The organism is Roseibium alexandrii DFL-11 (assembly GCF_000158095.2).
GTDB classification, from domain to species: domain Bacteria; phylum Pseudomonadota; class Alphaproteobacteria; order Rhizobiales; family Stappiaceae; genus Roseibium; species Roseibium alexandrii.
This window is the reverse complement of sequence record NZ_CM011002.1, coordinates 3,680,203-3,705,823: the sequence shown is the minus strand read 5'-3', so window position 1 is coordinate 3,705,823 and position 25,621 is coordinate 3,680,203. Positions and strand designations below refer to the sequence as shown.

Sequence of the window (25,621 nt, the reverse complement as noted above, 5' to 3'; positions counted from 1 at the left end):
CAGCGCAGCGGCGATCCGGGATCCATTCGTTCGCAGAGCATTTTTTGCCAATCTCCAAAACCCGCCGCAATTCCTCTATTCAGCGCATGCTGCACCGCAAGATATTTTAAATATAAAATTTCATACTTGAAATATCTGAAAATCGAGCGCAGGATCAGCCCCAGACGTTTTGGCTAAGATCAGATCCGGGGAGAATGAACGTGCGCATCGTGTGTCTTGGAGGCGGGCCGGCCGGTCTTTACTTCGCCATTTCGATGAAGCTGCGGGACAGCTCTCACGAGATCACCGTGATTGAGCGCAATAAGGCGGACGACACATTCGGCTGGGGCGTGGTTCTGTCCGATGAAACCCTCGACAATCTGGCTGCCAACGATCCCGTCAGCGCGGAAACAATCCGCGCGAATTTTGCCTATTGGGATGACATCGCGCTGTTGGTCGGCCAGGAAAAACAGCTGTCCAGCGGCCACGGCTTCTGCGGCATCGGCCGCAAGAAACTCTTGCTATTGCTGCAGGAGCGCGCCCGTGAACTCGGCGTGGAATTGAAATTCGAAACCGAAGTTGGCAGCGCCGAAGATTACCGCAAGGACTACGATCTGGTTGTTGCTGCCGATGGTCTGAATTCCAGGACCCGCACGCTCTATGCCGATACGTTCAAGCCGGACATCGATGTGCGTAAATGCCACTTCGTCTGGCTCGGCACCCATCAGACCTTCTCCGACGCCTTCACGTTTATCTTTGAAAAGACTGAACACGGCTGGGTTTGGGCGCACGCCTATCAGTTCGACGATGATACGGCGACCTTCATTGTTGAATGCATGCCGGAAACTTTCGAAGCCTTTGGTTTCGCTGATATGAGCCAGCAGGAAAGCATCAAGACCTGCGAGGAGATTTTCAAGGATCATCTTGGCGGCCATAGCCTGATGACCAATGCCAACCACATTCGCGGATCCGCCTGGATCCAGTTCCCACGGGTGCTGTGCGAGAAATGGTCCCACGAGAACGTTGTCCTGATGGGCGATGCGGCCGCAACCGCGCATTTTTCCATCGGCTCGGGCTCGAAGCTGGCTTTGGAATCCGCCATTTCGCTGGCGGATCTGCTGCACAGCGAGCCGGACCTTGCCTCAGCATTTGCGATTTATGAGGATCAGCGCCGCCTGGAAGTCTTGCGCCTGCAGTCTGCTGCACGCAACTCGCTGGAGTGGTTCGAAAATGTCGAGCGCTACCTCCATCTTGATCCGGTCCAGCTGAACTATTCGCTGCTTACCCGGTCCCAGCGCATAAGCCATGAAAACCTGCGCGAGCGGGATCCGAAATGGCTGGCAAGCGCTGAAAGCTGGTTCATGGGCGAGGCCCGCAAGGACGCCGGTCTGCCGGTTGCAGACAATGAAAACACGCCGCCGCGCGCGCCGATGTTTGCGCCATTCAAGCTGCGTGAGATGGAGCTGAAAAGCCGGATTGTCGTCTCGCCGATGGCGCAGTACAAGGCCGTGGATGGCTGTCCGACCGATTGGCACCTGACCCATTATGGCGAACGGGCCAAGGGCGGGGCCGGGCTTGTCTATGTCGAGATGACCTGTGTCAGCCCGGAAGGCCGCATCACGCCGGGTTGCCCGGGGCTCTATGCACCGGAGCACGAAACAGCCTGGCGGCGCCTAACTGATTTTGTGCACGAGAACACGGACGCAAAGATCGCCTGCCAGATCGGGCATTCCGGCCGCAAGGGCTCGACCAATCTTGGTTGGGAGGGGATGGACCTGCCGCTTGAAGACGGCAACTGGGACTTGGTGTCCGCGTCCGCAATTCCCTGGTCATCGCGCAACGCGACCCCACGTGAAATCACCCGCGCGGAAATGGACCAGATCGGCGATCAGTTTGTCGCCTCTGCTGAGATGGCGGACCGTGCCGGCTTCGACATGATCGAATTGCATGCAGCCCACGGCTATTTGTTGTCATCCTTCATTTCGCCGGTCTCGAATGTCCGGACCGATGACTATGGCGGCAGCCTTGAAAACCGGATGCGCTATCCGCTGGAAGTTTTGAGGGCGATGCGCGCTGTCTGGCCGGAAGAAAAGCCGATGTCAGTCCGCATATCCGCGAACGATTGGGTTGGCGAGGACGGCGTTACACCGGACGAAGCGATCGAGATTGCCCGCATGTTCGCAGATGCCGGTGCGGATCTCATTGACGTCTCCGCGGGTCAAACGACCGTTGATGCCAAGCCGGTCTACGGCCGCATGTTCCAGACGCCGTTCTCTGACCGAATCCGGAATGAGGCGGGCCTGACCACCATGGCCGTCGGCAACATTTTCGAGGCCGATCACGCAAATTCGATCCTGATGGCAGGCCGCGCGGATCTGGTGGCCGTCGGTCGCCCGCATCTGACCGATCCCTACTGGACGCTGCATGAAGGGGCGAAGATCGGCGATCGTGCGGCACCCGATTGGCCGCTGCCGTACCTCGCTGGCCGCGATCAGCTGTGGCGGCTTGCAGACAAGAACGCCGAGACGGTGGGCAAGGTATGACGCTTGCCGGAAAACATGTGATCGTGACGGGCGGCGGATCCGGGGCAGGCGCGGAAATCGCGCATGCCTTTGAGACGGCAGGCGCCAAAGTCACCATCATGGGCCGGAATGCGGAAAAGCTCGAAGCACAAAATCTGCCGTATCAGGTCTGTGATGTGTCGGATCCGGCCGCGATCAAACCAGCCTTCGACGCTGCCCGTCAGGAGCAAGGCCCGATTTCAGTCGTAGTCGCCAATGCGGGTGCGACGGAAAGCGTGCCGTTTGCCAAGATGTCACCCGAAGCCTTCAGCGCTAATTTGGCGGTCAATCTGACCGGTGTTGCGTTCTCCTTCCAAGCTGCCTTGAGCGATATGAAGAATGCCGGCTGGGGCCGGATGATGGCGATTGCCTCAACAGCGGGTCTCAAGGGTTATCCGTATGTGTCCGGCTATTGCGCCGCAAAGCATGGTGTTGTCGGCCTGACCCGGTCGCTGTCGGTCGAGTTGGCGCGCACTGGGATCACGGTCAATGCAATCTGCCCCGGCTTTCTCGAAACACCCATGCTGGAGCGTTCGATCGACAACATAGTCGAAAAGACCGGCATGGAGCGCGAGGCAGCCTTAGGAACACTGCGCAAGATCAACCCGCAAAACCGGTTCGTTCAGCCACGGGAAGTTGCCGAAACGGCGCTTTGGCTGTGCTCCGACGGAGCGGCCAGCGTTAACGGCCACGCGCTTAGTCTGTCGGGAGGCGAGATCTGATGGCCGCGCACGACACCTCCGCGGAGCCAATCTCCAAATCCCGGCTGCGTCTCTGGCTTCGCTTGCTCAAGGCAACATCCGGAATTGAAACCGAACTTCGCCGGCGTTTGCGCGATGAATGCGACACCACGCTGCCTCGGTTCGATGTCCTGTCGGCGCTGTCGCGCTATCCGGACGGCCTAAAAATGAGCGAAATTTCCGCGTTTCTCAAAGTCTCCAACGGCAATGTAACCGGCATCGTTGAGCGTCTGGTCGAAGACGGTCATGCGGTCCGTATGGCGGTTCCGGGCGACAAACGCGCCAACCGGGTCAAGCTGACGTCCGAAGGGCACGCGATTTTCGCAGATCTGGCCGCCAAACATGAAGGTTGGATCGATGAGCTGATGGGCGGTCTCGACCGCACTGCCATTGCAGCTTGCAACGAGATTTTTGAACAATTTGGATCTTCCGGCGAACCGGAGACAGCACTGAAAAAGGCAGGCCGCCCATGACCGACGCCCCGAAACACTTCAATCTGTCCGTCGATGGCGGCATCGCGCGGGTCTCGCTCAACCGGCCGGAGCGGAAAAACCCGCTGACCTTTGAAAGCTATGCAGAGCTGCGCGACTGGTTCCGGGATCTGGTCTATCGCGACGACATTCATGCCGTGGTCTTCCTGCCGAACGGGGGCAATTTCTCCTCCGGCGGCGATGTCCACGATATCATCGGCCCGCTGACCAGGATGTCGATGAAGGAATTGCTTGCCTTCACCCGGATGACGGGGGATCTGGTCAAGGCGATCGTCAATTGCGGAAAGCCGGTGATTGCAGCAATTGATGGGGTGTGCGTCGGCGCCGGGGCGATCATCGCCATGGCTTCAGACCTGCGCTTTGCCACTCCGGACGCCAAAACGGCGTTCCTATTCACCCGCGTAGGCCTTGCGGGCTGTGATATGGGCGCCTGCGCCATTCTTCCCCGGATCATCGGCCAGGGCCGGGCGGCGGAGCTGCTCTACACTGGCCGCTCCATGAGCGCCGATGAAGGGGAACGCTGGGGCTTCTTCAATCGCTTGGTGGATGCGAACTCACTGGAAAACGAAGCTGTCACCTTTGCAGAGCGGATCGTGGCAGGGCCGAACTTTGCGCACATGATGACCAAGACGATGCTCGCGCAAGAATGGTCGATGTCGATTGAGCAGGCGATTGAGGCCGAAGCGCAGGCGCAGGCGATCTGCATGCAGACCGGGGATTTCGAGCGGGCCTACAACGCCTTCGTCAACAAGGAAAAACCGGTGTTCGAGGGCAACTGATGGCAGACAAGAGTTTTCTTTCCTGGCCGTTTTTCGAAGACCGGCACCGCACGTTGGCTGCCGAACTGGAGGACTTTGCGAAAGGTCTTCAGGTCGACCATTCTGACACTGACCAGGCCTGCCGGTTGCTGGTCAAGGCGATGGGGGCCGCCGGGTGGCTTCAGCCGACAGCTTCCGAGGACGGGGCGCCGCTGGATGTCCGTACTCTGTGCCTCTCCCGTGAAATTCTCGCGCGCCATGACGGGTTGGCCGATTTTGCGCTCGCCATGCAAGGTCTTGGCACGGGGGCCTTGTCGCTGTTTGGGACCGCGGAACAAAAAGCGGTCTGGCTGCCGAAAACCCGATCCGGAGAGGCAATCTCGGCATTTGCGCTCACCGAGCCGCAATCCGGTTCCGATGTCGCAAATTCCACCATGACTGCGACGGATGATGGCGACAGCTACGTTCTGAATGGTGAAAAGACCTGGATCTCCAACGGTGGTATTGCCGACGTTTATACTCTGTTTGCCCGCACCGGCGAGGCGCCCGGCGCCAAGGGGTTGTCGGCTTTTGTCGTAACGCCGGATCGTCAAGGGTTTGAAATTACCGAACGTCTTGACACGATTGCCCCGCATCCGCTGGCAACACTGCGTTTCACCGATTGCCGGATCAAAAAATCCGACCTAATCGGCAACCCGGGCGATGGATTCAAAATCGCCATGTCTGTGCTCGACATCTTCCGCTCCACGGTCGCAGCAGCCGCGCTGGGCTTTGCCCGCAGGGCTTTGGACGAGGCGCTTGAGCGGGTGAGCACACGCCAGATTCAGGGCGCACCGCTCGCCGATCTTCAGATGGTGCAAGGACATATCGCCGACATGGCACTGGACGTGGATGCAGCTGCCCTGCTGATCTACCGGGCCGCATGGGCCAAGGACAGCGGCGCGCCGCGCGTCACCCGGGAAGCGGCGATGGCCAAGCTTTTCGCCACCGAACAAGCGCAGCAAGTGATCGACAAGGCCGTTCAGCTGCATGGCGGTGATGGCGTGCGCTCCGGTGAAACCGTAGAGAAGCTCTATCGCGAGATCCGGGCCTTGCGCATTTATGAAGGCGCAACGGACGTCCAGAAAATCGTCATTGCACGCCAGACACTTGGCGCTTTTGCCGCTGACAGCGCCAATCAGGGAGGATAGCCAATGCTGGGTCCAACCGCTCACACCGACACCTTTGCCCGGGACAACCTTCCGCCTCAGGATCAATGGCCGGAGTTTCTTCTGGATGGATTTGACTATCCCGATCACATCAATGTCGGCGTTGAGCTCACCGACAAAATGGTTGAGAAAGGTCTCGGGGATCACACAGCGTTAATCGGCAATGGCCGCCGCCGGACCTACAAGGAACTCTCCGACTGGACCAACCGCCTCGCCCATGCGCTGGTGGAAGATCTGGGTGTGAAGCCGGGCAATCGTGTTCTAATACGTTCCGCCAACAATCCGGCGATGGTTGCCTGCTGGCTGGCGGCGACCAAGGTTGGTGCGGTTGTGGTCAACACCATGCCGATGCTGCGTGCCGGGGAACTTGCCAAGATCGTCGACAAGGCGGAAATCGAATTCGCACTGTGTGACACACGGTTGATGGACGAGATGGTCGCCTGCGCCAAGACATCATCATATCTAAAAAAAGTCATCGGCTTTGACGGCACGTCCAACCATGATGCCGAACTCGACCGTCTGGCGCTGACCAAATCCGTCCGGTTTGACGCGGTCAATACCGGCCGTGACGATGTCGCCCTGCTGGGATTTACTTCCGGGTCCACAGGATCACCCAAGGCGACTATGCATTTTCACCGGGACATCCTGATCATTGCAGATGGCTATGCCAAGGAAGTGCTCGCCGTCACACCGGACGATGTGTTTGTCGGGTCGCCGCCGCTCGCCTTCACCTTCGGCCTTGGTGGTTTAGCGGTCTTCCCGCTGCGTTTTGGAGCTGCAGCCACGCTTCTGGAGAACGCTTCACCGCCGAACATGATCGAGATCATCCAGACCTACAAGGCAACGGTCTGCTTTACGGCACCAACGGCCTACCGCGTCATGCTGCAGGCAATGGAAGAAGGTGCAGACCTCTCGTCCTTGCGGGCGGCAGTCTCAGCGGGTGAAACGCTTCCGGCACCGGTCTATGACGCCTGGATGGCAAAGACGGGGAAACCGATGCTGGACGGCATCGGGGCCACCGAAATGCTGCATATTTTTGTTTCCAACCGGTTTGATGATCACAAGCCGGCCTGCACCGGTAAACCGGTCTCGGGCTACGAGGTCAAGATCGTTGGTCAGGATGGAGAACCTGTCGCGCGAGGCGACGTCGGACGGTTGGCCGTGCGCGGTCCGACTGGATGCCGCTATCTCGCGGATGAACGTCAGAAAAAATATGTTGTTGATGGCTGGAACATCACCGGCGACAGTTTTTCAATGAGCGAAGACGGTCATTTGCACTTCGCCGCGCGCAATGACGACATGATCATATCCGCCGGTTACAACATTGCCGGACCGGAGGTTGAAGCCGCGCTATTGGCGCATGATGTGGTGCTGGAGTGTGCCGTCATTGGCGTGCCAGACCCGGATCGCGGGTCCATCGTTCAGGCACACATCGTCCTTGTCGAGGGCAATGAACCAACGGACGAGCTGACCAAGGCGTTACAGGATCACGTGAAAGCGGTCATCGCACCTTACAAATACCCGCGCTCCGTCATTTTCACCGACACGTTGCCCAAAACGGCGACCGGGAAGGTTCAAAGGTTCCGGCTTCGGGAAGAGCTGTAGGACAGCACTCAGAATAAACCGGCGTTTGGGCAGCGTCGGGGATCACACATGGCCCCTTGGTTTTAGACGGTCAAAGACGCCGCAGAGCCACGTAATTCGGGAACAGCAGGTCAAATTCTTTAGGAGAACCAACATGAAACAAACACTACTTGCGGCGGTTGCCGCACTCAGCCTCGGCGTTGCTGCGGCGTCTGCAGAGCCGGTGAAGGTCGGCATGATCACCACCTTGTCAGGCGGTGGTGCCGGTCTTGGCATCGATGTTCGCGATGGCTTCATGTTAGCGGTCAAGCAGTCCGGCAATGAAGATATTGAAGTCATCATTGAAGACGATCAGCGTAAGCCGGATGTTGCCGTAAAACTTGCCGACAAACTGGTGCAGGCCGAAAATGTGGACGTTCTGACTGGTCTCATCTGGTCGAACCTTGCCATGGCCGTCATCCCATCCGTAACGGCGCAGGGAAAGTTCTATCTGTCGCCGAACGCAGGTCCGTCCATGCTGGCTGGCAAGGGGTGTCACCCGAACTACTTCAACGTGGCCTGGCAGAACGACAACCTGCATGAAGCCGCAGGCGCATTTGCCAATGTGGAAGGCTACAAGAACAGCTTCATTCTCGCGCCGAATTATCCGGCTGGCAAGGACGCACTCACAGGCTACCAGCGTCTTTACAAAGGCGATTTGGCGGGTGAGCTCTACACCAAGCTGGGGCAAACCGATTATGCGGCTGAACTCGCGCAAATCCGTGCGTCTGGTGCAGACAGTGTCTACTTTTTCCTTCCGGGCGGAATGGGCATCTCATTCCTGAAACAGTATGCCGGCAGCGGCATCGACCTGCCGGTCGTTGGCCCGGCGTTCTCCTTTGACCAAGGGATCCTGCAAGCAGTTGGCGACGCTGCGCTTGGTGTTCGTAACACCAGTCAGTGGTCCAAGGACATCAACACACCGGTCAACAACGCATTCGTCGAGAGCTTCCAAGCGGAATACGGCCGTTTGCCGTCGCTCTACGCGTCTCAAGGGTTTGACACCGCCAACCTGTTGCTATCCGCCATGGCAAAAGCCGACGTGAAGGACGCGGATGCTTTCCGGGAAGCGCTTCGGGAAGCTGATTTCAAGAGCACGCGCGGCGAATTCAGATTCGGCCCCAACAACCATCCGATTCAGGATATCTACGTGCGGGAAGTCATCAAGGAAGGCGATGTCTTCACCAACAAGATCATCGGCAAGGCGCTGAACAGCCATTCAGATGCCTATTGGTCCGAGTGCAACATGTAAGGTGATGTTTGGCCTCGGTCATTCGATCGGGGCCAGCTTTCGGGTGGAACTGCATGTCTTTGATATTGCTGATAGAGCAGATTTTAAACGGCCTCCAATTCGGGATCATGTTGTTCCTGATGGCCGCAGGTCTGACGTTAATCTTCGGAGTGATGGGGCTGATCAATCTGGCCCATGGATCGCTCTACATGATCGGGGCCTTTTGCGCCGCAGCTGTTGCCGGAGCAACCGGATCATTCCTGCTGGGATTGATTGCGGCGCTGGCCGGAGCTGCCATAGCCGGAGCCCTTGTCGAACTTGTCGTCATCCGGCGGCTTTATACTAAGGATCACCTGGATCAAGTACTCGCGACTTTCGCACTGATCCTGATCTTTTCAGAAGGGACACGATGGCTGTTCGGCTCTTTTCCGCTCTTTTTGGATATTCCCGATGCGCTGTCCGGACCGGTGACGCTTCCGGGCGGTATTGAGTATCCGCTTTACCGCCTTACGCTGATCATCGTTGGATTGCTTGTCGCTGCCGGTTTGTTCCTTCTGATTTCGCGCACCCGCCTTGGGATTCAGATTAGGGCCGGGGAGAACGACCGGGAAATGATCGCAGCGCTCGGTGTCGACATTGCCAAGCTCTACACCATCGTCTTTGCGCTGGGGGCAGCGCTTGCCGGTCTTGCCGGAGCCCTCGTTGGGGCAATCCAGTCGGTGCAAGTCGGCATGGGCGAGCCTGTGTTGATTTTGGCTTTTGTTGTAATCGTCATCGGCGGCATTGGCTCCATCAAGGGCGCGCTCATTGGCGCGATCCTGGTTGGCCTCACGGATACACTCGGCGGCATCTTCCTGCCTGAGCTGATGAAACTCTTCTTCAGTCCGGCAACGGCCACGTCCATCGGATCTTCGATCGCCTCCATGGCGATCTACATCCTGATGGCTGCAGTCCTTGTGTTGCGCCCAACCGGTCTGTTTGGAGCGCGCGCATGACCCGGGAAACAATGTTCAACTCGGCCGCGCTTGCCGCACTGGCCCTCGTTCCGCTCTGGGCGCATTATTCCGGTGAGCCGTTCACCGTGACCCTTGCCACCCGCGCTGTCATTCTTGCGCTGGCGGCGGTCGGTCTGCACATCGCCCTGGGTCTTGGCGGCCTTGTCAGCCTTGGACACGCTGTCTTCTTCGGGATTGGCGGCTATGCAATGGGTATCCTTGCCCATCATGCGCAGACTTACACCCCATTGATGGAATGGCCGTTCGTTGTCGAGGGCACCAAATCCATGCCGGTGATCTGGCTGGTCGCCGTGGTTCTGTCGTCTGTTGTGGCCTACTTCATCGGTCTCTTGTCACTCAGAACCTCCGGCGTTTACTTCATCATGATCACGCTGGCATTCGGACAGATGTTCTTTTTCTTTGCGATCAGTTGGAGTGCCTATGGCGGTGAAGACGGCCTGTCGATCTATGTCCGCAATGGCTTTCCGGGCGTGAACACACTCGTTCCGATCCAGTTCTATGCCGTGTGCTTTGTGATCCTCGCAGCGGTGATGTTCTTTGCCGCACGGTTGCAACGATCACCTTTTGGCCTTGCGCTCAATGCGGCACGCCAAGTGCCGGACCGGGTCGAAACCGTTGGTCTAAACCCGATGCGCTTGCGTCTGGTTGCGTTCGTATTGTCCGGTGCGATCACGGGTCTCGCCGGGGCTCTTTTTGCCGATCTCAACCGGTTTGTCAGCCCGACCATGTTCTCCTGGCAGATGTCCGGAGAGCTGATCATCTTCATTATTCTCGGCGGACTTGGCCGGCTGTACGGGCCGGTTGTCGGTGCCGTAGTTTTTGTGGCGCTTGAGCACATCCTCGGGGACCTGTCCGATTACTGGCACATCTATTTGGGTGTCCTGTTGCTGGGTGTCGTGCTGTTCGCACGCGGCGGGATCATCGGCATGCTGCTTGGCCGGGAGGTGGCACATGACTGAGGCAATTCTCGCAACGCAAGGCATCTCCAAGAGCTTCGGAGCGCTGAAGGCCAGTGACGATGTTTCCATTGATCTGATGGCTGGAGAAATCCACGCGATCATCGGACCGAACGGGGCTGGCAAGTCGACCTTGATCAAGCAGATCTGCGGCGGTCTCAAGCCGGATACCGGAACGGTGAAGCTGTTGGGGGAGGACGTCACCGATCTGCCAACGGAACTGCGGGCACGCGTCGGGCTCGGACGGACCTTCCAGATCTCGGCGCTCGCGATGGAAGACACTGTTCTTCAAAATGCGGTGCTGGGCGCGCTTGGGGGACAGGGAAACCCATGGCGATTTTTCAAGCCGGTTCTTAAAGACAAGGACCTTTTGGACACCGCTATGGAAGCGCTGGAGCGCGTCGGTCTTCAAGATCATGCAAAGACACGCACGGCAGAACTCAGCCACGGTCAGAGACGTCAGCTGGAAGTGGCCGTTGCCCTGACATTGAAGCCGAAAGCCTTCGTGATGGATGAACCCATGGCCGGCCTCGGTACGGAAGGCTCCAAGCGGCTTACCGAGTTTCTTGGCGATCTCCGCCATCAGGCGCCGATCCTTTTGGTCGAGCACGACATGGACGCCGTTTTTGCATTGGCCGATCGGATCAGCGTGCTGGTCTACGGCAAAGTCATCGCAACCGGCACAGTTGAAGAAATCCGCGCCAACAAAGATGTGCGCGATGCTTATCTGGGAGACGAAGCATGAGCGCGCTTTTGGCTCTCTCCAATGTCACGGCCAGTTATGGCCCCAGTCAGGCACTGTTTGACGTGTCCTTGTCAATCGGCGAAGGCGAAGTGGTCGCATTGATGGGCCGAAACGGCATGGGCAAGTCAACAACCGTCAAGACGATTTGCGGCATGTTACCGTCCGGCGGAGAAATCCGGTTCAAGGACAAGGTGATTGGCGGCATGCCAAGCCACAAGGTCGCGCGCCTTGGTGTGGGGCTGGTGCCGGAGGGCCGGCGCTGCTTTGCCGATCTGTCGGTTGAGGAGAACCTGACTGCTGCGGCTCGTCCCGGTACCTGGGATTTCGCCAAGGTCGCGGAGCTGTTTCCGCGTCTGGCCGAGCGCCGGAACCAGAAGGCGGCCTCGCTGTCTGGCGGGGAGCAGCAAATGCTGGCGATCGGCAGGGCGCTGATGACCAATCCGATCCTCGTCATCCTGGATGAGGCGACAGAAGGCCTTGCGCCGATCATCCGGCAGGAAATCTGGGCGGCCATTAGCCATCTGAAGAACAGCAGTGGATTGTCGATCCTCTTGGTCGACAAGTCTTTGAAAGAGCTGCAGCAGGTCGCCGATCAGGGTGTCATTCTGGAACGGGGCCGAACGGTCTGGTCAGGCCGGATGGCGGATTTGGACGCGGAGACCGGAGAAAAATATCTCGGGATCTAGGGAGTCTGTCTCTTAAGTCCCGGGCAAATAAGAAAGACGCATTATGAGCCACAAAATCATTCATCCCGACGGCTGGGCCCCGGCAAAGGGGTATGCCAACGGTGTATTAAGCCGCAAGGGCGTTTTGCATATCGGCGGTCAGATCGGCTGGAATGCCGATCAGGTTTTTGAGACCCACGATTTCATCGGTCAGATGGAACAGGCGCTCAGGAACATTCTTGATGTCGTTCTGGCAGCGGGCGGTAAGGCGGAGGATATCGTCCGTTTGACCTGGTTTGTGACCGACAAGAAGGAATACCTCGCCCGTCAGAGCGAAATTGGCGCGATCTACCGTAAGGTCATGGGCCGCCATTTTCCGGCAATGTCGATGGTCGTGGTCGCCGGCCTGATCGAAGATGAAGCCTTGGTCGAAATCGAGGCGACGGCCGAGATCGGTTGATGATTTTTATGCTTCGGGCAAGAACCAGTCCCGGGCGTTTTCGTAGCTGATGCGGCGGATAAGGCCGTCGCTCAGCTCTTTATGGGCGGGGATAGACCCATCCTCGACCCAACGGCCGACCATCCGGCAAACAAGCCGCCGATAATATTCGTGCCTTGGGAACGAAAGGAAAGACCGGGAATCGGTCAGCATCCCGACAAAGCGTGAGAGAAGGCCCATCTGGGCAACTTGCGTGAGCTGCCGTTCCATCCCGTCCAGCTGATCATTGTACCACCAGCCTGGCCCTGCCTGGACTTTCCCCGGCTCAGATCCGTCCTGGAAGTTACCGGCAATCGTCACCAGCATCTCGTTGTGGATCGGGTTGAGCGCATAAAGGATGGTGCGCGGAAGGCCTTTTCGGGAATTGATCAGGTCGAGCACGGAATTGAGGGACTCACCGATCCCGGAATCTGACATGCAATCGCCCCCAACATCGGGGCCAAGAGCCCTGAATAGGCGGGAGTTCTGATTGCGCAAGACACCAATGTGGTACTGCATGACGATGCCGCGCTCAGCATAGGCTTCACCCAGTTCAATCAGCACGGCTGCTTTGAAGTCAGCCGCATCTTGTGCCGACATGGGCCAGCCGTTTTGTCCGCTCCTCAGAATGATATCAAGTTCCCGGGGAGGACGCTTTTCAAAGGCCGGCAGATCGTTGAGACCGTGATCCGCCGCCTTGCAGCCAAGAGACACAAAAAAGTCGAGTCGTTTGAGCAAGGCTGCGATCAACGTATCGAAACTGTCGACTGCAATGCCGCTGGCCTCGCCCAGTTTGCGGCAATAGGCAGCAAATCCAGGGGCTGTCGGAACGAGGGCTTTGTCCGGCCTGAAACTTGGGGCCACTGGAACCGTAAAGTCCGGATCGGACTTCAGAGCGGCATGCCACGCAAGATCGTCCGTCGGGTCGTCTGTCGTGCCCACATATTCAACGTTCATGGCAGTCAGCAGACCCTGGGCACTGCGGCTGGGTTGCGTTAGGGCAGCATTGGCGAGCTCCCAGACTTCATCCGCGGTGTCGGGTCCGAAAACGCCATCCCATTGAAAGTAGCGCTGCAGTTCCAGATGGGTCCAGTGATAGAGCGGATTGCCCAGGCAATGAGGGATGGTCTGCGCGAAGGCATCGAATTTGTCCCGATAGTCCGCTGCACCTGTGACGAGTTCTTCAGGCACCCCGTTCCAACGCATGGCCCGCCATTTATAGTGATCGCCCTCCAGCCAGATTTCACCAATCGACCGCCAGGATTTGTTTTTTGCAATGGCCGCCGGATCCAGATGATTGTGAAAGTCGACAATCGGCAGATGCTTGGCAACGTCATGGTAAAGGCGACGGCTGGCCGCGGTATCAAGCAGAAAGTCCGGGCCGAGAAAGGGTGCAGTCATAAAAAGGTCCTTGGTGCTACGCTGCCAGTGCTGCGCGCACACCGTCGTGTTTCAGTGTTTTGTAGGCGTGTGTTACTTGCTTTACAAATGCTGGCTCTGCTGGAAGATCAGAGCCGAAAATACCGGCCAGCAACATCATGTTAAGCACATAATCCTCATCGTCTGACCCCGCGACAAGTTCAGATATTCGGCTGGCATGCGGATCGTTGACGGGCAGGTCTGCACCGGTCTCTGAAGTGCCCCGGCAGTATCGCATCCAGCCGGCGACCGCCAAAGCAGACAGCGGCCAGGGCCGGTCTGCTTCAATATGACGTCTGATTGGCGCCAAAAGCCGTTGCGGCAGTTTCTGGCTGCCGTCTAATGCGATTTGCGTGGTTCTGTGACGAAGGGCCTGATTGGAAAAACGCGCGATCAGTTCGTCGCCGTAGGCAGAGATATCGAAGCCACCCGGAACGGACAATGTTGGAGCTTGTTCGCCCATCATGAGGTTTTGGGTCGCGGTTTTGAAGACAGGATCAGCCATGCAATCGGCAATCGTCTCCTTGCCTGCAAGAGCGCCGAGATACGCCAGGAAGGAGTGGCTGCCGTTCAGCATGCGCAGCTTGATATCTTCATAGGGTTCGACGTCGGGAACAAAACGCGCGCCCGCCAGATCCCAGTTTGGCTTTTCTCCGGCAAAACTATCTTCAATCACCCACTGCTTGAACGGTTCACACAAGATGCCGTTGGGGTCGGATGTGCCGAGCGCGCCAGCCAGTTTCTCAAAAGACGCCTCGGTCATGGCCGGCGTGATGCGGTCGACCATGGAACAGGGAAACCGGCAGTTTTCGAAGATCCAGTCTTTCAGTTCGGGGTCCCGCTTTTCGGCAAACTCGAGGACGGCCGTTCCGCAGAGTTTGCCATTTGCAGGGAGATTATCGCAGGACAGAATTGTGAGCCCGGGGAGCTTTCGTTGGCTTCTCAGGCGCAGGCCCTCGACAAGAAGGCCGATTGCCGTCTTGGGATCGGTTGGCTGTTTCAGGTCGGCCGCGATGCCAGCATTTTCAAGATCGAGGCGCCCGCGAGTGAGGCCGTAGCCCTTCTCCGTGATCGTCAAAGTGACGACGTGTAGATCCGGGTCACAGATCTGGGCAATAAGTGCGTCGATGCCATCGCGATTGGGATGCAGTGTCTTGATCACGGCACCGACTTGCCTAAGCGCAAGGGCATCGTCAGACATTTCGCCGACCGTGAACAAACCACCCGCCTTATCAAGCGCGGAGAGTTCGTCTGCACCCGAATTCAATCGGGCAACCGCCATGCCCCAGTCGCTTTTACTCTGGCACAACAGTTCGTCTTGAAAGACCGCGGTATGCGCTTTGGCAAAGGCACCAAACCCGATATGAAAAACGCGGATTTTAAGTAGGCTGCGATCATAGTCAGGGAGGGAGAGGTTCACGGACATAATTTAAATACTCAAACAAAGAAAAGGGGTGTCTCCGTACTGGTCGGAGCTCCGTTGACAACTAGCGGAGATGAGCCAGCAAGCCAGAGGTCGACTTGATCATAGGCAGGCTTGTAAGTGCCGCTCATGTACCAGTTCAGCATAACCGTTGCGCTGTTTCGTGACAGGGTCATGCGTGTCAGACAATGGTCTGAGGCAAGGGCATTGGCAGAGACACCGTCATCATCATAAGCACGGCTCTCGCGCGTCGGGGCATCCGGGTTCTGCGGGTATATTCGCCAGGTTCGTGTCTTGTCAGTCTGTGCCGTACTGCGCGTATTCGGACCGGCCGTCGGTAAAACCGTGCCGCCACGGACGAATAGCGGAATAGTGTCTTGATTGACTGGCACGTTCAACATCTGCCCGCCCGGATACCACGTTGTTCCTGCAAAATCCCACCAGCCTTCCGTACACGCCGGCAGGGGAACTGAGCGGCTCTCCGCGCCTTTTTCAATAACCGTCGCGACGAGCAGATCGGTCCCAAAAAGGAACTCGAACTCGGAGGCTTGCGCCAGCTGATCTTCAGGAAAATCCAGCCACAAGGGGCGCAACATCGGTTCGCCGTCGGTAACGGCCCGGTATAGAAGTGTGTAGAGATACGGGATTAGCTGGGCCCGGAACTTGAGAGCCTTGCGGATCAGCGGGGTGATCTCCGGATACATCCAGGCTTCATTGGCAGTGCCGTCGTCATTCCAGGAGTGGATCGTGAAGCGAGGATGGAAGATCCCGTTCTGGACCCAGCGGAGAAACAGCTCCGGTTCCGGCTTCGGACCGGCAAAACCGCCGACATCGTGGCCGATATTGTAAAAGCCCGAAAGGCTGAGCCCGAGGCCCATCGGAATGTTCCAACGAAGCGTGTCCCAGCTAGTGTAATTGTCGCCGGTCCAGGTTTGGGCGTAGCGCTGTGTACCCGGTGCGGCGCAACGGGAAATCAGATAGGGGCGCTTTGCCGGCTGATCCGCGACCTGCGCATCATAGGATGCGCGGGTCATCAGCTGGCTGTGCAACGGGCGGATCAGACCAACGGGGATTTCTTTGCCAAAACCGGTGCAAACAGCCTCGTCGTCCCAGACTTCATATTCATTGTTGTCGTTCCAGGTGCTGGAAATGCCTTTGTCGAACAGCTTTTCTTTCAGATTATTCTGCCACCAGGCAATGGCTTCCGGATTGGTGAAGTCGAGATGCGATCCGTTTCCGTCCCAAAATGGCGATTGCTCCGGAGCGCCGGTCTCACTGTCCTTGATGAAAAGACCTGCCGTTTCGACCTCATCATATAACGGGTGATCGTCCAGAAGGACCGGCTTGATGTTGGCGATCAAATTAATGTCGGCATCGGCATAGGCGTTGGTGAGCGCACGAACATTCGGAAAGCGATCCGTGTTCCAGTGAAAGACATACCGCTTTCCCTTGATGGCAGTATAGCCGGAGGACATCTGAAAACTGTCGCAAGGCATATCTTCTTCGGCGAGTTTTGCCAAAAACCTTTCCAGCCGTTCCTGGGCGTTTTCCGAATCCGTATACGCCATCGTTGAACCGGAATAGCCCAAGCCCCAGCGCGGCATGAAGGCTGTGCCGCCGGTGAGCCAGTGCTGGCGTTTCACGACCTCCAGCACAGACGGTGCCCACGAAAAATAGTAGTCGAGTTCTCCATCTGAGGCACGGAATGCGCGGAATGCAGGGTGATAGTTGTCCTTCTCGTTCCCAAGATCGAACCAGCAATGGGCGAGCGTGTCGTAGTAAAGCCCATAAGCGCCGAGCGGGCCGCGGTCCGTGATGGTGAAGGGAATGTGCTTGTAAAGCGGGTCGGTGGTTCGGGCATCATACCCCATCGCATCGAGGTTTCGCATCTCGAAGCGGCGCCCGGACCTTTCCAGGGAACCGGTTTTCTCGCCCAGGCCGTAATAGCGCTCGCCGTCAAACCGGCGCATGAAGTGAGATTTCCGGTGATCGTGGCGGCCCAGCATGTAGGCGTCCTGCGGGCGGTCCCGGGCGATTTCCTGCCAATCGGCAGTTGCCGTTTCCCGGCACGCCCAGACGAGTGCCAAAGGTGTTTCGACGGTCAGACGCAGACAGTCTGTCGTGAGTTGTGGCCGATTGTTCTCTTGGGTGAATGAAAATCCCGGACAAGTGAAACCGCTGAGATCCTCGCGAGAGCGCCCTTCCCAGGGAACATCGCCATTCGGGGCAATTGCCCAGGTCCGGTCCAGCCGGTGAACACCGTCTTTCAGAAGGGACACCCGGATGAGGGTCTGCTCCAGAACTTGGATGATAAGCTGGTGCCGCCCTTCGACAAGAAGCTTGATGCCATTCTCGGACTGCTCGGTCAGGGTCCAGTTTTTGAGCGCTTTCATGGACGACCCTAGTAGCCGAGCAACAGTTGAGGCAGGAACAGGCTGATCTGCGGGATGTAGGTGACGACCAGCAGCAGGCCGACCAGCACCGCGTAAAACGGAAGCATCGGCTTGATCACATCTCCGATTTTGACCCCGCCAACGGAGCAGCCAACAAAGAGGGCAGAACCCACTGGCGGCGTGCAAATGCCGATGCACAGGTTGAAGGTCATCATGACCCCGAAATGCACCGGATCCATGCCAAGGTCTGTGACGACAGGCAGGAAGATCGGCGTAAAGATCAGCAGTGCCGGGGTCATGTCCATGAAGGTGCCGACAATCAGCAACGCGATGTTGATGATCAACAGAAGAACAAGCGGATTGTCTGACAGGCCGAGAAGGATATCGGAGATTGCATACGGGATGTCGGCGAAGGCCATGGCTTTCGACATGGCAATGGAGCAGCCGATCATCAAAAGCACGATGGATGTCGTAACCGCGCTTTCCAGAATGATGCTCGGCAGCTGGCGCCAAGTGATTTCTCGGTACCACACAACAGCAAGAAACAGTGTGTAGACGACAGCAACAGCTGAGGCTTCCGTAGCGGTGAAAACTCCGCCGATGATCCCGCCCATCACAATGATGATCAGACCAAGAGGCAGAACGGCACCGAGCGTTTTGTCGATGACTTCGCGAGTGCTGGGCCGCGGCGCGATTGGATAACCCCTGCGTTTTGCAATGATGCCGGCAACCAGCATGAGGCAAAGACCCATTAGGATCCCCGGGACATAACCGGCCACGAACAGTGCCGCGATCGAGGTCCCGTTGGTGATCAGTGAATAGACGATGAAGGTCGCGCTCGGTGGAATAAGCAAGCCTGTCGGGCAGGAGGCGATGTTGACGGCTGCACTGTAAGCGGGGTCATAGCCTTCCTTTTTCTGCAAGGGCGACATGACACCCCCAACCGCTGCGGCAGAGGCCACGGCCGATCCGGAAATCGACCCGAACATCATGTTGGCGAGAACATTGCAGTGCGCCAGTGAGCCGGGCAAACGCCCACCCAGAACCTTGGCAAACTCAATAAGCCGCAGCGCAATGCCGCCCCGGTTCATGATGTTGCCGGCGAGAATAAAGAATGGGATGGCGAGCAGGGTGAAACTGTCCAGTCCCGAGGCCACCTGCTGGGCGACGATATAGACCGACTGGTCGAAGGACATGAACAGGAGGAAAGTCGCAAAGGCGGCGAGACCGATGGAAAAGGCGATCGGAACGCCCAAAACCATGAGCAGCACAAAGGTCCCGAACAGGACCGCGACGGCTTGGATATCCATTTATGAGCTCCTCAGGGCCTAGGTCAGCGGTCTGCCGGGGGCAGGCGGTTCAAGTTGTTCATTGGGGCCGCGGCCATCGCGGACAAGGTCGGCGAAGAACGTCAGGCAATAATAGAGGATGCAAATTCCGGAAAACGGGATTGCAACGTAGATGAAGCCCATAGGGATGCGGAGCGCTGGAGAAACCTGACCGGTTTCCAGCGTGCGGCTGACCAATCCGAGGCCGCCGTAAATCATGATGAGACCGGCAAAAAGGGCAATCGCGCCGATGATGCCTGCGTTGACAGCAAATCTGGCTTTGCCGGTCGTTACAACGGGCAGAAGGTCAATTGCCAGATGCCGCCGCTGGCCCAGAGTGTAAGCGCCGCCCAGAAGGGCGACCCAAATGAACAGGAACCGTGCCATTTCGTCGGTCACGGTGCTTGGGCTCTCTAAAACGTATCGCGAGAAGACCTGCCAAACGACACAGACAACAAGGACGGCGAAAGCCGATGTGATGACGAGGCGCAGAACGAAATCCACCCCTCGGGTTAAAGCAGTCACGATGATCCTCCCAGCCTGACGATCGCGTGCATGGTGCATTGAGCTTGCATGCGCTTGGCACCATTACACTTGCGACAGGAAACAAAATTGGTCAACCAATTTCGCAAAAAAGGTTGACTGATTTTCGAAATTGGACGAACAATTCGACCTCAACGGCGTCTGAAGCCGTGAAATGGGTATACCGGAACGTTCCATGAGGGAGCCGAGCCGGGTCCAGCCCTCACCTGGGAGGAAGTCATGTCGAAGTTCATCAAGGTTGCGGCTCTCTTGGCCGCGGGCGCCGTCGCGTTCGGCTCAGCTGCCAACGCCAAGACGCTACGCCTCAATCACAACAACCCGGAAGATCATCCGCTGCACAAGTCCATGGAATTCATGGCGGATCGCTTGGAGGAGCTGACCAACGGCGATCTGAAAATCCGCATCTATGCAAACGCGCAGCTCGGAACGCAGCGCGAATCCATGGAACTGATGCAAAACGGTGCGCTCGATATGGCCCGCTCCAACGCTTCGGAGCTGGAAGCCTTTGAAGAATCGTACGGTGCTTTGAACCTGCCTTACATCTTCGTCAACGATGACCACTATTATGATGTCCTGTCCGGCGACATCGGCGCCGATATCCTGAAAGCTTCAGAGGACAAGGGTTTCATTGGCGTTGCTTACTATGTTGAAGGTGCCCGGTCGTTCTACGCCAACAAGGAAATCAACTCTCCGGCAGACCTGCAGGGCATGAAGATCCGTGTACAGCCGAGCCCATCCGCGATCCGCATGGTCGAACTGCTTGGTGGCAACCCAACACCGATTGCTTGGGGTGAACTCTACAGCGCACTTCAGCAGGGCGTGGTTGATGGTGCCGAGAACAACCCGCTGGCATTGACGTCCGCCCGCCATGGCGAAGTGAGCAAGGTGTACTCTAACGACGGTCACACCATGATCCCGTCTGTCGTGATGATCTCCACCAAGTCCTGGAACGAGCTCAGCGACGACCATAAGGATGCACTGACAACCGCTGCCAAGGAGTCGATGGATTTCCACCGCGAGCAGTGGGATGCCATGGTTGCCGAGGGCATCGAAACGGCCAAGAACGAGCTCGGTGTGAAGTTCGTTGAAGTTGAAAAAGGCCCATTCATCGAAGCTGTCCTCCCGATGCATGAAGAAGCTGCCGCCAAATCTGAAAAAGTTGCAGACCTCATCAAGCGCATCAAAGAGATCGCTCCGCAATAAACTGCTGCCAGGACCTGACCGATGCTCGAACGCTCACATCTTGCCGACAACGCGCTGCAGGCGCTGCATGACGAAGACTATGATGTTCCGTTTAACACCCAGTCTTTGAACCATGAGGGCCTGATCTTTATGGGCGGACGGGCATCGGACAGCCTGGATGGCGATTGGACTTTTTGCGTCGATCTTCTCGACACCGGCCTTCGGCAGAAATGGTTTTCCATGCTGCCGGACGCACCTGAGAACCGGACCGAGCCCTGGGACTACGACCCTTATATGGGGGAAACCGTTCCTGTCCCGTCCAACTGGGCCATGCTGAAGGAAAAATGGTATTTCTTTGAGGGCAGTGCCTGGTACACCCGCCCCCTGGACATTGACGTTATCGATGAGACCAAGCGAACGTTTCTGCGCTTTGGTGCGGCGGCTTACGACTGCAAAATCTTTCTGAACGGCGAGTTCATAGGCAACCATTACGGTGCCTCGACCCCGTTCTGTGTTGAGCTTACCGGCAAACTGAAATCCGGCCGGAACTGGATCATGGCCTGCGTCAACAATACCCGCACCCGTGACCGGGTTCCAATGCGCAATACGGATTGGTTCAATTACGGTGGAATTTACCGGGAAGTCAGCCTGTTCCAGACCCCGAAGAGCTTGATCAAGGATTTCTTTCTCTACCTGGTGCCGGACGGCAGCTACAACAAACTCTGTGCCGAAGTAACCATTGATGGCCCGCTCAGAAGCGAAATAGCTCACCTAACCATCCCGGCGCTGTGCGTAGAGCTGACCATTCCCATAAATGCCTCCGGGCACGGCCGCGTGGAGTTTGCAGCACAACCTCACTTGTGGAGCCCCGAGACCCCGGTTCTTTATGACGCGGGCGTTGATTATGGCGAGGACAAGGTCAGCGACCGGATTGGCTTCCGTCAGATTGAGCGCCGTGGAACCGATATTGTTCTGAACGGCGAACCGCTGTTCTTGCGCGGGATTTCTGTTCACGAAGACGATGCAACAGATGGCAAGGTAACCAGCGAGGCGGATCTCCGCCGCCGGTTTGACCACGCCCGGGAACTCGGATGCAATTACCTTCGCCTCGCCCATTACCCGCACCATGAACTGGCTGCGCAGATGGCGGATGAGCTAGGTTTTCTCCTGTGGGAGGAAATCCCGGTCTACTGGGCGATCGATTTCGAAAACCCGGCGACCTACCGGGACGCGGAAAACCAGCTCAGCGAATTGATCAAGCGCGACCGGAACCGCGCGAGCGTTGTCATTTGGTCGGTAGGAAATGAGAATCCGGACACTGACGCGCGCCTGGATTTCATGAAAAACCTCGCTGAAACCGCGAAGCGGCTCGATCCGACACGGCTCACGTCCGCGGCCTGCCTTGTCAATCATGCCCAGAACCGTATCGAAGACCGGCTTGCGCAGCACATCGATATCATTGGCCTCAATGAGTATTACGGTTGGTATGAAGAAGACTTCGAAGACCTCACGGCAATCGGCGAAAACTCTGATCCGGATCGCCCGGTGGTCATCTCCGAGACCGGGGCTGATGGTGTCATAGGCGACAAGGGCCCGAAAACAGGCCTTTTCAGTGAAGCTTACATGGCGGAAGTCTACACCAAACAGATTGCCACCCTGCGGCACCTTGCGTATGTCAAAGGCATGTCGCCGTGGATCTTGTATGATTTCCGCGTGGAACGTCGTCAGAACATCTTTCAAAATGGCTACAATCACAAAGGCCTGATCGCCGCCGACAAGAAGACCAAGAAAAAAGCATTTCATATCCTGGCCGAGTTTTATCATCAGATTGCGGCCGGTCAGGAGGATGCAAGGAAAGCATCATGACCAGCGACACTCACAAACGCCGGTATCAGGAAATCGCGCAGATCCTTGCGCGGCGGATCGCCCATGACGGTTACAAGCCAGGCGACAAGTTTCCGACAGAGCGTCAGATTTCCGAGGAACTGGGCATCAGCCGCTCTTTGGTTCGTGAAGCCTTCATCATGCTGGAAATTGAGGGCTATCTGGACGTGCGCAAAGGGTCCGGGAGTTATGTTGCCGCCGGCGAGAAGCTTTTTCTGAGCAATCCGAAACCTGATTTCGGCCCTTTTGAGCTCTTGCAGGCCCGCCAGCTTCTGGAAAGCAGCATTGCCGGATTTGCGGCCAGCACGATCACCAAGAGCGATATCGTTCAGCTGCGAGACACGCTTGAACTGGAACGGAAAGCCATCGCAAACGGCGAAGAAGATTATTTGGCTGACCGGCAATTCCACCTTCAGATCGCCGAAGCCACCCAAAACAGTGTCCTTGTGGCACAGGTCGAAGAGCTTTGGAGCAAGCGCGAGAACAGCCCGATGTGGGCCCGCTTGCATGATCGGATATTTGATCTCAGCTACCGGGCCAAGTGGCTCGATGATCATGCTGAAATTCTTGAAGCCTTGCGACACCGCAATTCGGAAGCTGCGCGTAAGGCCATGTGGCAACACCTTGAGAATGTGCGGCTGACGCTTTTGGAGCTCTCAGATGTGGGAGACCCCGAATTTGACGGGTATCTTTATAAGCCCGCGGCTGTATCGAATTAGTGTGGCTGGATAGACTATTCTGGATCACGAGAGGCACTGGGGGGTGTTCGGCGGCATGAAACAAAAAGAAAGACAGATGCGATGATCGAATGCTGGCGCTGGTTTGGTCCGGATGACCCGATTTCCCTGCGCGATGTTCGTCAAACCGGTGCAACCGGTATCGTCACGGCGCTTCACCAAATCCCGAACGGCACCTATTGGCCTGAAGAAGAAATCGCAAAGCGCCGCCGCATGATTGAGGCAGCGGGTCTCACGTGGGAGGTGTGTGAAAGCATCCCGATCCATGAGGACATCAAGACCGGGGCACCTGGTTGGGAACGCTGGGCGGAAAACTGGGCTGAGACGGTCCGGGCACTGGCTCGCGAGAACATCCGCACGATCTGCTACAACTTCATGCCGGTGCTCGACTGGACGCGGACGGATCTGGATTATGAATTGCCCGATGGGGCAACCGCCTTGCGGTTTGAATTCGTCGCCTATGCGGCATTTGATTTGTTTATCCTGAAACGCGAGGGCGCTGAGGCCGACTACAGTCAGAACGATGTTTCAGCTGCTGAAGCGTGGCTTGATCAGCGGACCGAAGAAGACAAGGACCGTCTGGTTCGAACCATCATTGCAGGATTGCCGGGATCTGAAGAAAGCTACACGCTCGACACATTCCGGGAGCATTTGGCAGCTTACAGGGCAATTGACAAGGAGAGCCTCTTCCAGAACCTGGCGAACTTTCTGGAGATTGTTGTGCCGGTGGCGGAGGAAGAAGGGGTCAAGCTTGCCATCCATCCAGATGATCCGCCACGGTCGCTGTTTGGCTTGCCACGGATCGTGGGCACCCGTGAGGATCTCATCCGGATCAAAAACCTGAACACATCTCAAGCCAATGGATTCACGGTCTGCTCTGGGTCTCTCGGCGTTCATCCGGACAATGATCTTCCGGCGATTATTGAGGCCCTGGACGACAGGATCCATTTCGCACATCTGCGGACCACAAAACGCGAAGCGGACCCGCGCAGTTTTCATGAAGATGCCCATCTGGCGGGCGACGTCGACATGGTCGCAATCGTTCGGGCATTGCGGACGCTCGAGCGTAAAAGGGGTAAGGCCATTCCCATGCGACCCGACCATGGCCATCGTATGCTTTCAGATTTGAAGGAGACATCGACACCGGGATACCCGGCCATCGGGCGTCTGCGCGGACTTGCTGAATTGCGCGGTGTCATGCGCACTGTTGATGTCTATGAGGCTTCCCCTAGTTAAACCGCTCTGAAAACTCGCAAGAGAGAGCGGCTTGACCGATGGGGCATAAAAACGCCATCCCTGTCTCGAGCATGCAAGCAGGAGCAGGGCACGATGGATATGTCTGCACATACGGATCACGAAATCACTTACGATATTATTGAGGACGGCCGGGACACGATTGTAATCGAAGGTCTTCTTGTGGCTGCCGAAATTGGCGTTCTGGACAGCGAAAAGGGCCGAACACAAGGGCTCCGTTTTGATGTCGAAATCCGGACAGTCCCCGATTACCGCAAGATCGTCGCCGAGACGGGATCCTATGTCTCTTATGCAGACACAGTATTTTTCATTCAGGACAAAGCCGCCAATGGCGGTCATGTTGAGCTGGTTGAAGAATGGGTCGAGGCGGTAGCAGCTTTTGCCCTGCAGAACCCGCTTGCGGATTTCGTGACGGTCAAGGCGACAAAACCTGAAATCTTTGAAGACGCAGCCGGCGTCGGCATCCGGATTTCACGCAAGCGCAGCGCCTGACCTTGCCGGTGCAAGGCACGGGACTATCTGCATGCCGGTACACGTCTTTTCCCTTCCAGGAGATACTTTTAAATGATTTCCGCAGACCGTGTTCTTCCCCTTTGGCTAAAATACCGGGAAGCGCTGGAAACCCCGATCCGAACCTTTGACTTTCCAAAATTTGGAAAAAAATTTGAGGACCGAACCTATCAAATGGGGGTTTTGAACCTGTCTCCGGACAGCTCCTACCGGGAAACGGTATGCCACACTCTCCAGGCCGCCCTTTACCGGGGGCGCCGCATGACCCTTGAAGGCGCTGCCATGGTGGACATTGGCGGCGAATCGACGGGTGATACAGCGGACATTGTTTCAATAGAACGCCAGATTGACCGCATGCGGCCGGCCGTGTCGGCGCTCGCGGATGAGAATATTCTTGTGTCCGTTGAAACCTATCATCCGGAAGTCGCCGTCGCTCTGCTGGAAGCAGGTGCCGGAGTGGTCAACCTGACGGGCCGGGTCGACGACAAGAGTTTTTA

At 57.2% G+C, this 25,621-nt stretch carries 23 protein-coding genes (1 of these 23 cut by a window edge); 18 read left to right on the top strand and 5 right to left on the bottom strand.

Features of this window, described 5'->3' with window-relative positions:
* Positions 1–200: 200 nt before the first annotated feature.
* The 12 genes from SADFL11_RS16990 (at position 201) to SADFL11_RS16935 (ending at position 12,433) form a co-directional block, all read left to right on the top strand.
* Positions 201–2,522: a bifunctional salicylyl-CoA 5-hydroxylase/oxidoreductase gene (locus SADFL11_RS16990; protein ID WP_040452693.1), complete on the top strand. Its 2,322-nt coding sequence runs from the start codon at positions 201–203 to the stop codon at positions 2,520–2,522.
* Entirely contained in the window at positions 2,519–3,262 is a 744-nt protein-coding gene (locus SADFL11_RS16985) for an SDR family NAD(P)-dependent oxidoreductase (RefSeq protein WP_008189122.1), read from the top strand. Before SADFL11_RS16990 ends, SADFL11_RS16985 begins: the two co-directional genes overlap by 4 nt.
* Positions 3,262–3,753 carry a MarR family winged helix-turn-helix transcriptional regulator gene (locus tag SADFL11_RS16980; protein ID WP_008195918.1) on the top strand — a complete coding sequence of 164 codons (492 nt, stop codon included), beginning with the start codon at positions 3,262–3,264 and terminating at the stop codon, positions 3,751–3,753. The genes SADFL11_RS16985 and SADFL11_RS16980 overlap by 1 nt, the downstream gene beginning before the upstream one ends.
* On the top strand, positions 3,750–4,550 hold the full coding sequence (locus tag SADFL11_RS16975) for an enoyl-CoA hydratase family protein (RefSeq protein ID WP_008193544.1): 801 nt from the start codon (positions 3,750–3,752) through the stop codon (positions 4,548–4,550). The genes SADFL11_RS16980 and SADFL11_RS16975 overlap by 4 nt, the downstream gene beginning before the upstream one ends.
* Positions 4,550–5,719 (top strand): acyl-CoA dehydrogenase family protein, encoded by a 1,170-nt coding sequence (locus tag SADFL11_RS16970; RefSeq protein WP_008196317.1) that lies wholly within the window; start codon positions 4,550–4,552, stop codon positions 5,717–5,719. The genes SADFL11_RS16975 and SADFL11_RS16970 overlap by 1 nt, the downstream gene beginning before the upstream one ends.
* A gap of 3 nt (positions 5,720–5,722) precedes the next feature.
* Positions 5,723–7,342: an AMP-binding protein gene (locus tag SADFL11_RS16965; RefSeq protein ID WP_008192851.1), complete on the top strand. Its 1,620-nt coding sequence runs from the start codon at positions 5,723–5,725 to the stop codon at positions 7,340–7,342.
* A 133-nt stretch (positions 7,343–7,475) separates the two neighbouring features.
* Complete coding sequence (locus SADFL11_RS16960; protein ID WP_008189246.1) at positions 7,476–8,612, top strand: ABC transporter substrate-binding protein; 1,137 nt, start codon at positions 7,476–7,478, stop codon at positions 8,610–8,612.
* A 53-nt stretch (positions 8,613–8,665) separates the two neighbouring features.
* Positions 8,666–9,586 (top strand): branched-chain amino acid ABC transporter permease, encoded by a 921-nt coding sequence (locus SADFL11_RS16955; RefSeq protein WP_008189987.1) that lies wholly within the window; start codon positions 8,666–8,668, stop codon positions 9,584–9,586.
* The gene (locus SADFL11_RS16950; RefSeq protein WP_008195151.1) at positions 9,583–10,566 is read left to right on the top strand and encodes a branched-chain amino acid ABC transporter permease; all 984 of its coding nucleotides are present in this window, start codon (positions 9,583–9,585) and stop codon (positions 10,564–10,566) included. The genes SADFL11_RS16955 and SADFL11_RS16950 overlap by 4 nt, the downstream gene beginning before the upstream one ends.
* Positions 10,559–11,308, top strand: coding sequence for an ABC transporter ATP-binding protein (locus tag SADFL11_RS16945; RefSeq protein WP_008195031.1), 750 nt, complete (start codon positions 10,559–10,561; stop codon positions 11,306–11,308). The genes SADFL11_RS16950 and SADFL11_RS16945 overlap by 8 nt, the downstream gene beginning before the upstream one ends.
* The gene (locus SADFL11_RS16940; RefSeq protein WP_008195321.1) at positions 11,305–11,994 is read left to right on the top strand and encodes an ABC transporter ATP-binding protein; all 690 of its coding nucleotides are present in this window, start codon (positions 11,305–11,307) and stop codon (positions 11,992–11,994) included. The genes SADFL11_RS16945 and SADFL11_RS16940 overlap by 4 nt, the downstream gene beginning before the upstream one ends.
* 43 nt (positions 11,995–12,037) lie before the next feature.
* Positions 12,038–12,433, top strand: a complete 396-nt coding sequence (locus tag SADFL11_RS16935; RefSeq protein WP_008192058.1) for a RidA family protein — start codon at positions 12,038–12,040, stop codon at positions 12,431–12,433.
* A gap of 6 nt (positions 12,434–12,439) precedes the next feature.
* Here SADFL11_RS16935 and uxaC read toward each other — a convergent pair whose 3' ends face one another.
* From uxaC to SADFL11_RS16910, 5 genes are read right to left on the bottom strand one after another with little or no spacing between them, the layout of a single operon-like run.
* Complete coding sequence (gene uxaC / locus SADFL11_RS16930; RefSeq protein WP_008193355.1) at positions 12,440–13,852, bottom strand: glucuronate isomerase; 1,413 nt, start codon at positions 13,850–13,852, stop codon at positions 12,440–12,442.
* A 16-nt stretch (positions 13,853–13,868) separates the two neighbouring features.
* On the bottom strand, positions 13,869–15,296 hold the full coding sequence (locus tag SADFL11_RS16925) for a mannitol dehydrogenase family protein (RefSeq protein ID WP_008194693.1): 1,428 nt from the start codon (positions 15,294–15,296) through the stop codon (positions 13,869–13,871).
* Positions 15,297–15,307: 11 nt separating this feature from the next.
* Complete coding sequence (locus SADFL11_RS16920; RefSeq protein ID WP_008191918.1) at positions 15,308–17,686, bottom strand: glycoside hydrolase family 31 protein; 2,379 nt, start codon at positions 17,684–17,686, stop codon at positions 15,308–15,310.
* An 8-nt stretch (positions 17,687–17,694) separates the two neighbouring features.
* Positions 17,695–18,996 (bottom strand): TRAP transporter large permease, encoded by a 1,302-nt coding sequence (locus tag SADFL11_RS16915; RefSeq protein ID WP_008189343.1) that lies wholly within the window; start codon positions 18,994–18,996, stop codon positions 17,695–17,697.
* A gap of 18 nt (positions 18,997–19,014) precedes the next feature.
* Positions 19,015–19,539, bottom strand: a complete 525-nt coding sequence (locus SADFL11_RS16910; RefSeq protein WP_040452695.1) for a TRAP transporter small permease — start codon at positions 19,537–19,539, stop codon at positions 19,015–19,017.
* Positions 19,540–19,776: 237 nt separating this feature from the next.
* On the opposite strand from SADFL11_RS16910, the gene SADFL11_RS16905 reads away from it, so the two are divergent.
* The 6 genes from SADFL11_RS16905 to SADFL11_RS16880 form a co-directional block, all read left to right on the top strand.
* Complete coding sequence (locus SADFL11_RS16905) at positions 19,777–20,760, top strand: TRAP transporter substrate-binding protein (RefSeq protein ID WP_008189193.1); 984 nt, start codon at positions 19,777–19,779, stop codon at positions 20,758–20,760.
* A gap of 21 nt (positions 20,761–20,781) precedes the next feature.
* A complete protein-coding gene (locus SADFL11_RS16900) occupies positions 20,782–22,605 on the top strand; it encodes a glycoside hydrolase family 2 protein (RefSeq protein WP_008189855.1) in 1,824 nt (607 codons plus the stop codon).
* Positions 22,602–23,342 carry an FCD domain-containing protein gene (locus tag SADFL11_RS16895; RefSeq protein WP_008196601.1) on the top strand — a complete coding sequence of 247 codons (741 nt, stop codon included), beginning with the start codon at positions 22,602–22,604 and terminating at the stop codon, positions 23,340–23,342. Before SADFL11_RS16900 ends, SADFL11_RS16895 begins: the two co-directional genes overlap by 4 nt.
* Before the next feature lie 81 nt (positions 23,343–23,423).
* Positions 23,424–24,596, top strand: coding sequence for a mannonate dehydratase (gene uxuA / locus SADFL11_RS16890; RefSeq protein ID WP_008190727.1), 1,173 nt, complete (start codon positions 23,424–23,426; stop codon positions 24,594–24,596).
* A 93-nt stretch (positions 24,597–24,689) separates the two neighbouring features.
* Complete coding sequence (locus tag SADFL11_RS16885) at positions 24,690–25,106, top strand: dihydroneopterin aldolase (RefSeq protein ID WP_008193436.1); 417 nt, start codon at positions 24,690–24,692, stop codon at positions 25,104–25,106.
* A 72-nt stretch (positions 25,107–25,178) separates the two neighbouring features.
* Positions 25,179–25,621 carry the 5' portion of a dihydropteroate synthase gene (locus SADFL11_RS16880; RefSeq protein ID WP_008194184.1) on the top strand. 442 nt of this gene lie beyond the right edge of the window, so 443 of the gene's 885 nt are visible here — the first part of the coding sequence; its start codon is at positions 25,179–25,181; its stop codon lies beyond the right edge, outside the window.

Coding starts and splice junctions, on each gene's coding strand:
- SADFL11_RS16985 (WP_008189122.1), top strand. CDS start 2,519: ATGACGCTTGCCGGAAAACATGTGATCGTGACGGGCGGCGGATCCGGG.
- SADFL11_RS16980 (WP_008195918.1), top strand. CDS start 3,262: ATGGCCGCGCACGACACCTCCGCGGAGCCAATCTCCAAATCCCGGCTG.
- SADFL11_RS16975 (WP_008193544.1), top strand. CDS start 3,750: ATGACCGACGCCCCGAAACACTTCAATCTGTCCGTCGATGGCGGCATC.
- SADFL11_RS16970 (WP_008196317.1), top strand. CDS start 4,550: ATGGCAGACAAGAGTTTTCTTTCCTGGCCGTTTTTCGAAGACCGGCAC.
- SADFL11_RS16965 (WP_008192851.1), top strand. CDS start 5,723: ATGCTGGGTCCAACCGCTCACACCGACACCTTTGCCCGGGACAACCTT.
- SADFL11_RS16960 (WP_008189246.1), top strand. CDS start 7,476: ATGAAACAAACACTACTTGCGGCGGTTGCCGCACTCAGCCTCGGCGTT.
- SADFL11_RS16955 (WP_008189987.1), top strand. CDS start 8,666: ATGTCTTTGATATTGCTGATAGAGCAGATTTTAAACGGCCTCCAATTC.
- SADFL11_RS16950 (WP_008195151.1), top strand. CDS start 9,583: ATGACCCGGGAAACAATGTTCAACTCGGCCGCGCTTGCCGCACTGGCC.
- SADFL11_RS16945 (WP_008195031.1), top strand. CDS start 10,559: ATGACTGAGGCAATTCTCGCAACGCAAGGCATCTCCAAGAGCTTCGGA.
- SADFL11_RS16940 (WP_008195321.1), top strand. CDS start 11,305: ATGAGCGCGCTTTTGGCTCTCTCCAATGTCACGGCCAGTTATGGCCCC.
- SADFL11_RS16935 (WP_008192058.1), top strand. CDS start 12,038: ATGAGCCACAAAATCATTCATCCCGACGGCTGGGCCCCGGCAAAGGGG.
- uxaC (WP_008193355.1), bottom strand. CDS start 13,852: ATGACTGCACCCTTTCTCGGCCCGGACTTTCTGCTTGATACCGCGGCC.
- SADFL11_RS16925 (WP_008194693.1), bottom strand. CDS start 15,296: ATGTCCGTGAACCTCTCCCTCCCTGACTATGATCGCAGCCTACTTAAA.
- SADFL11_RS16920 (WP_008191918.1), bottom strand. CDS start 17,686: ATGAAAGCGCTCAAAAACTGGACCCTGACCGAGCAGTCCGAGAATGGC.
- SADFL11_RS16915 (WP_008189343.1), bottom strand. CDS start 18,996: ATGGATATCCAAGCCGTCGCGGTCCTGTTCGGGACCTTTGTGCTGCTC.
- SADFL11_RS16905 (WP_008189193.1), top strand. CDS start 19,777: ATGTCGAAGTTCATCAAGGTTGCGGCTCTCTTGGCCGCGGGCGCCGTC.
- SADFL11_RS16900 (WP_008189855.1), top strand. CDS start 20,782: ATGCTCGAACGCTCACATCTTGCCGACAACGCGCTGCAGGCGCTGCAT.
- SADFL11_RS16895 (WP_008196601.1), top strand. CDS start 22,602: ATGACCAGCGACACTCACAAACGCCGGTATCAGGAAATCGCGCAGATC.
- uxuA (WP_008190727.1), top strand. CDS start 23,424: ATGATCGAATGCTGGCGCTGGTTTGGTCCGGATGACCCGATTTCCCTG.
- SADFL11_RS16885 (WP_008193436.1), top strand. CDS start 24,690: ATGGATATGTCTGCACATACGGATCACGAAATCACTTACGATATTATT.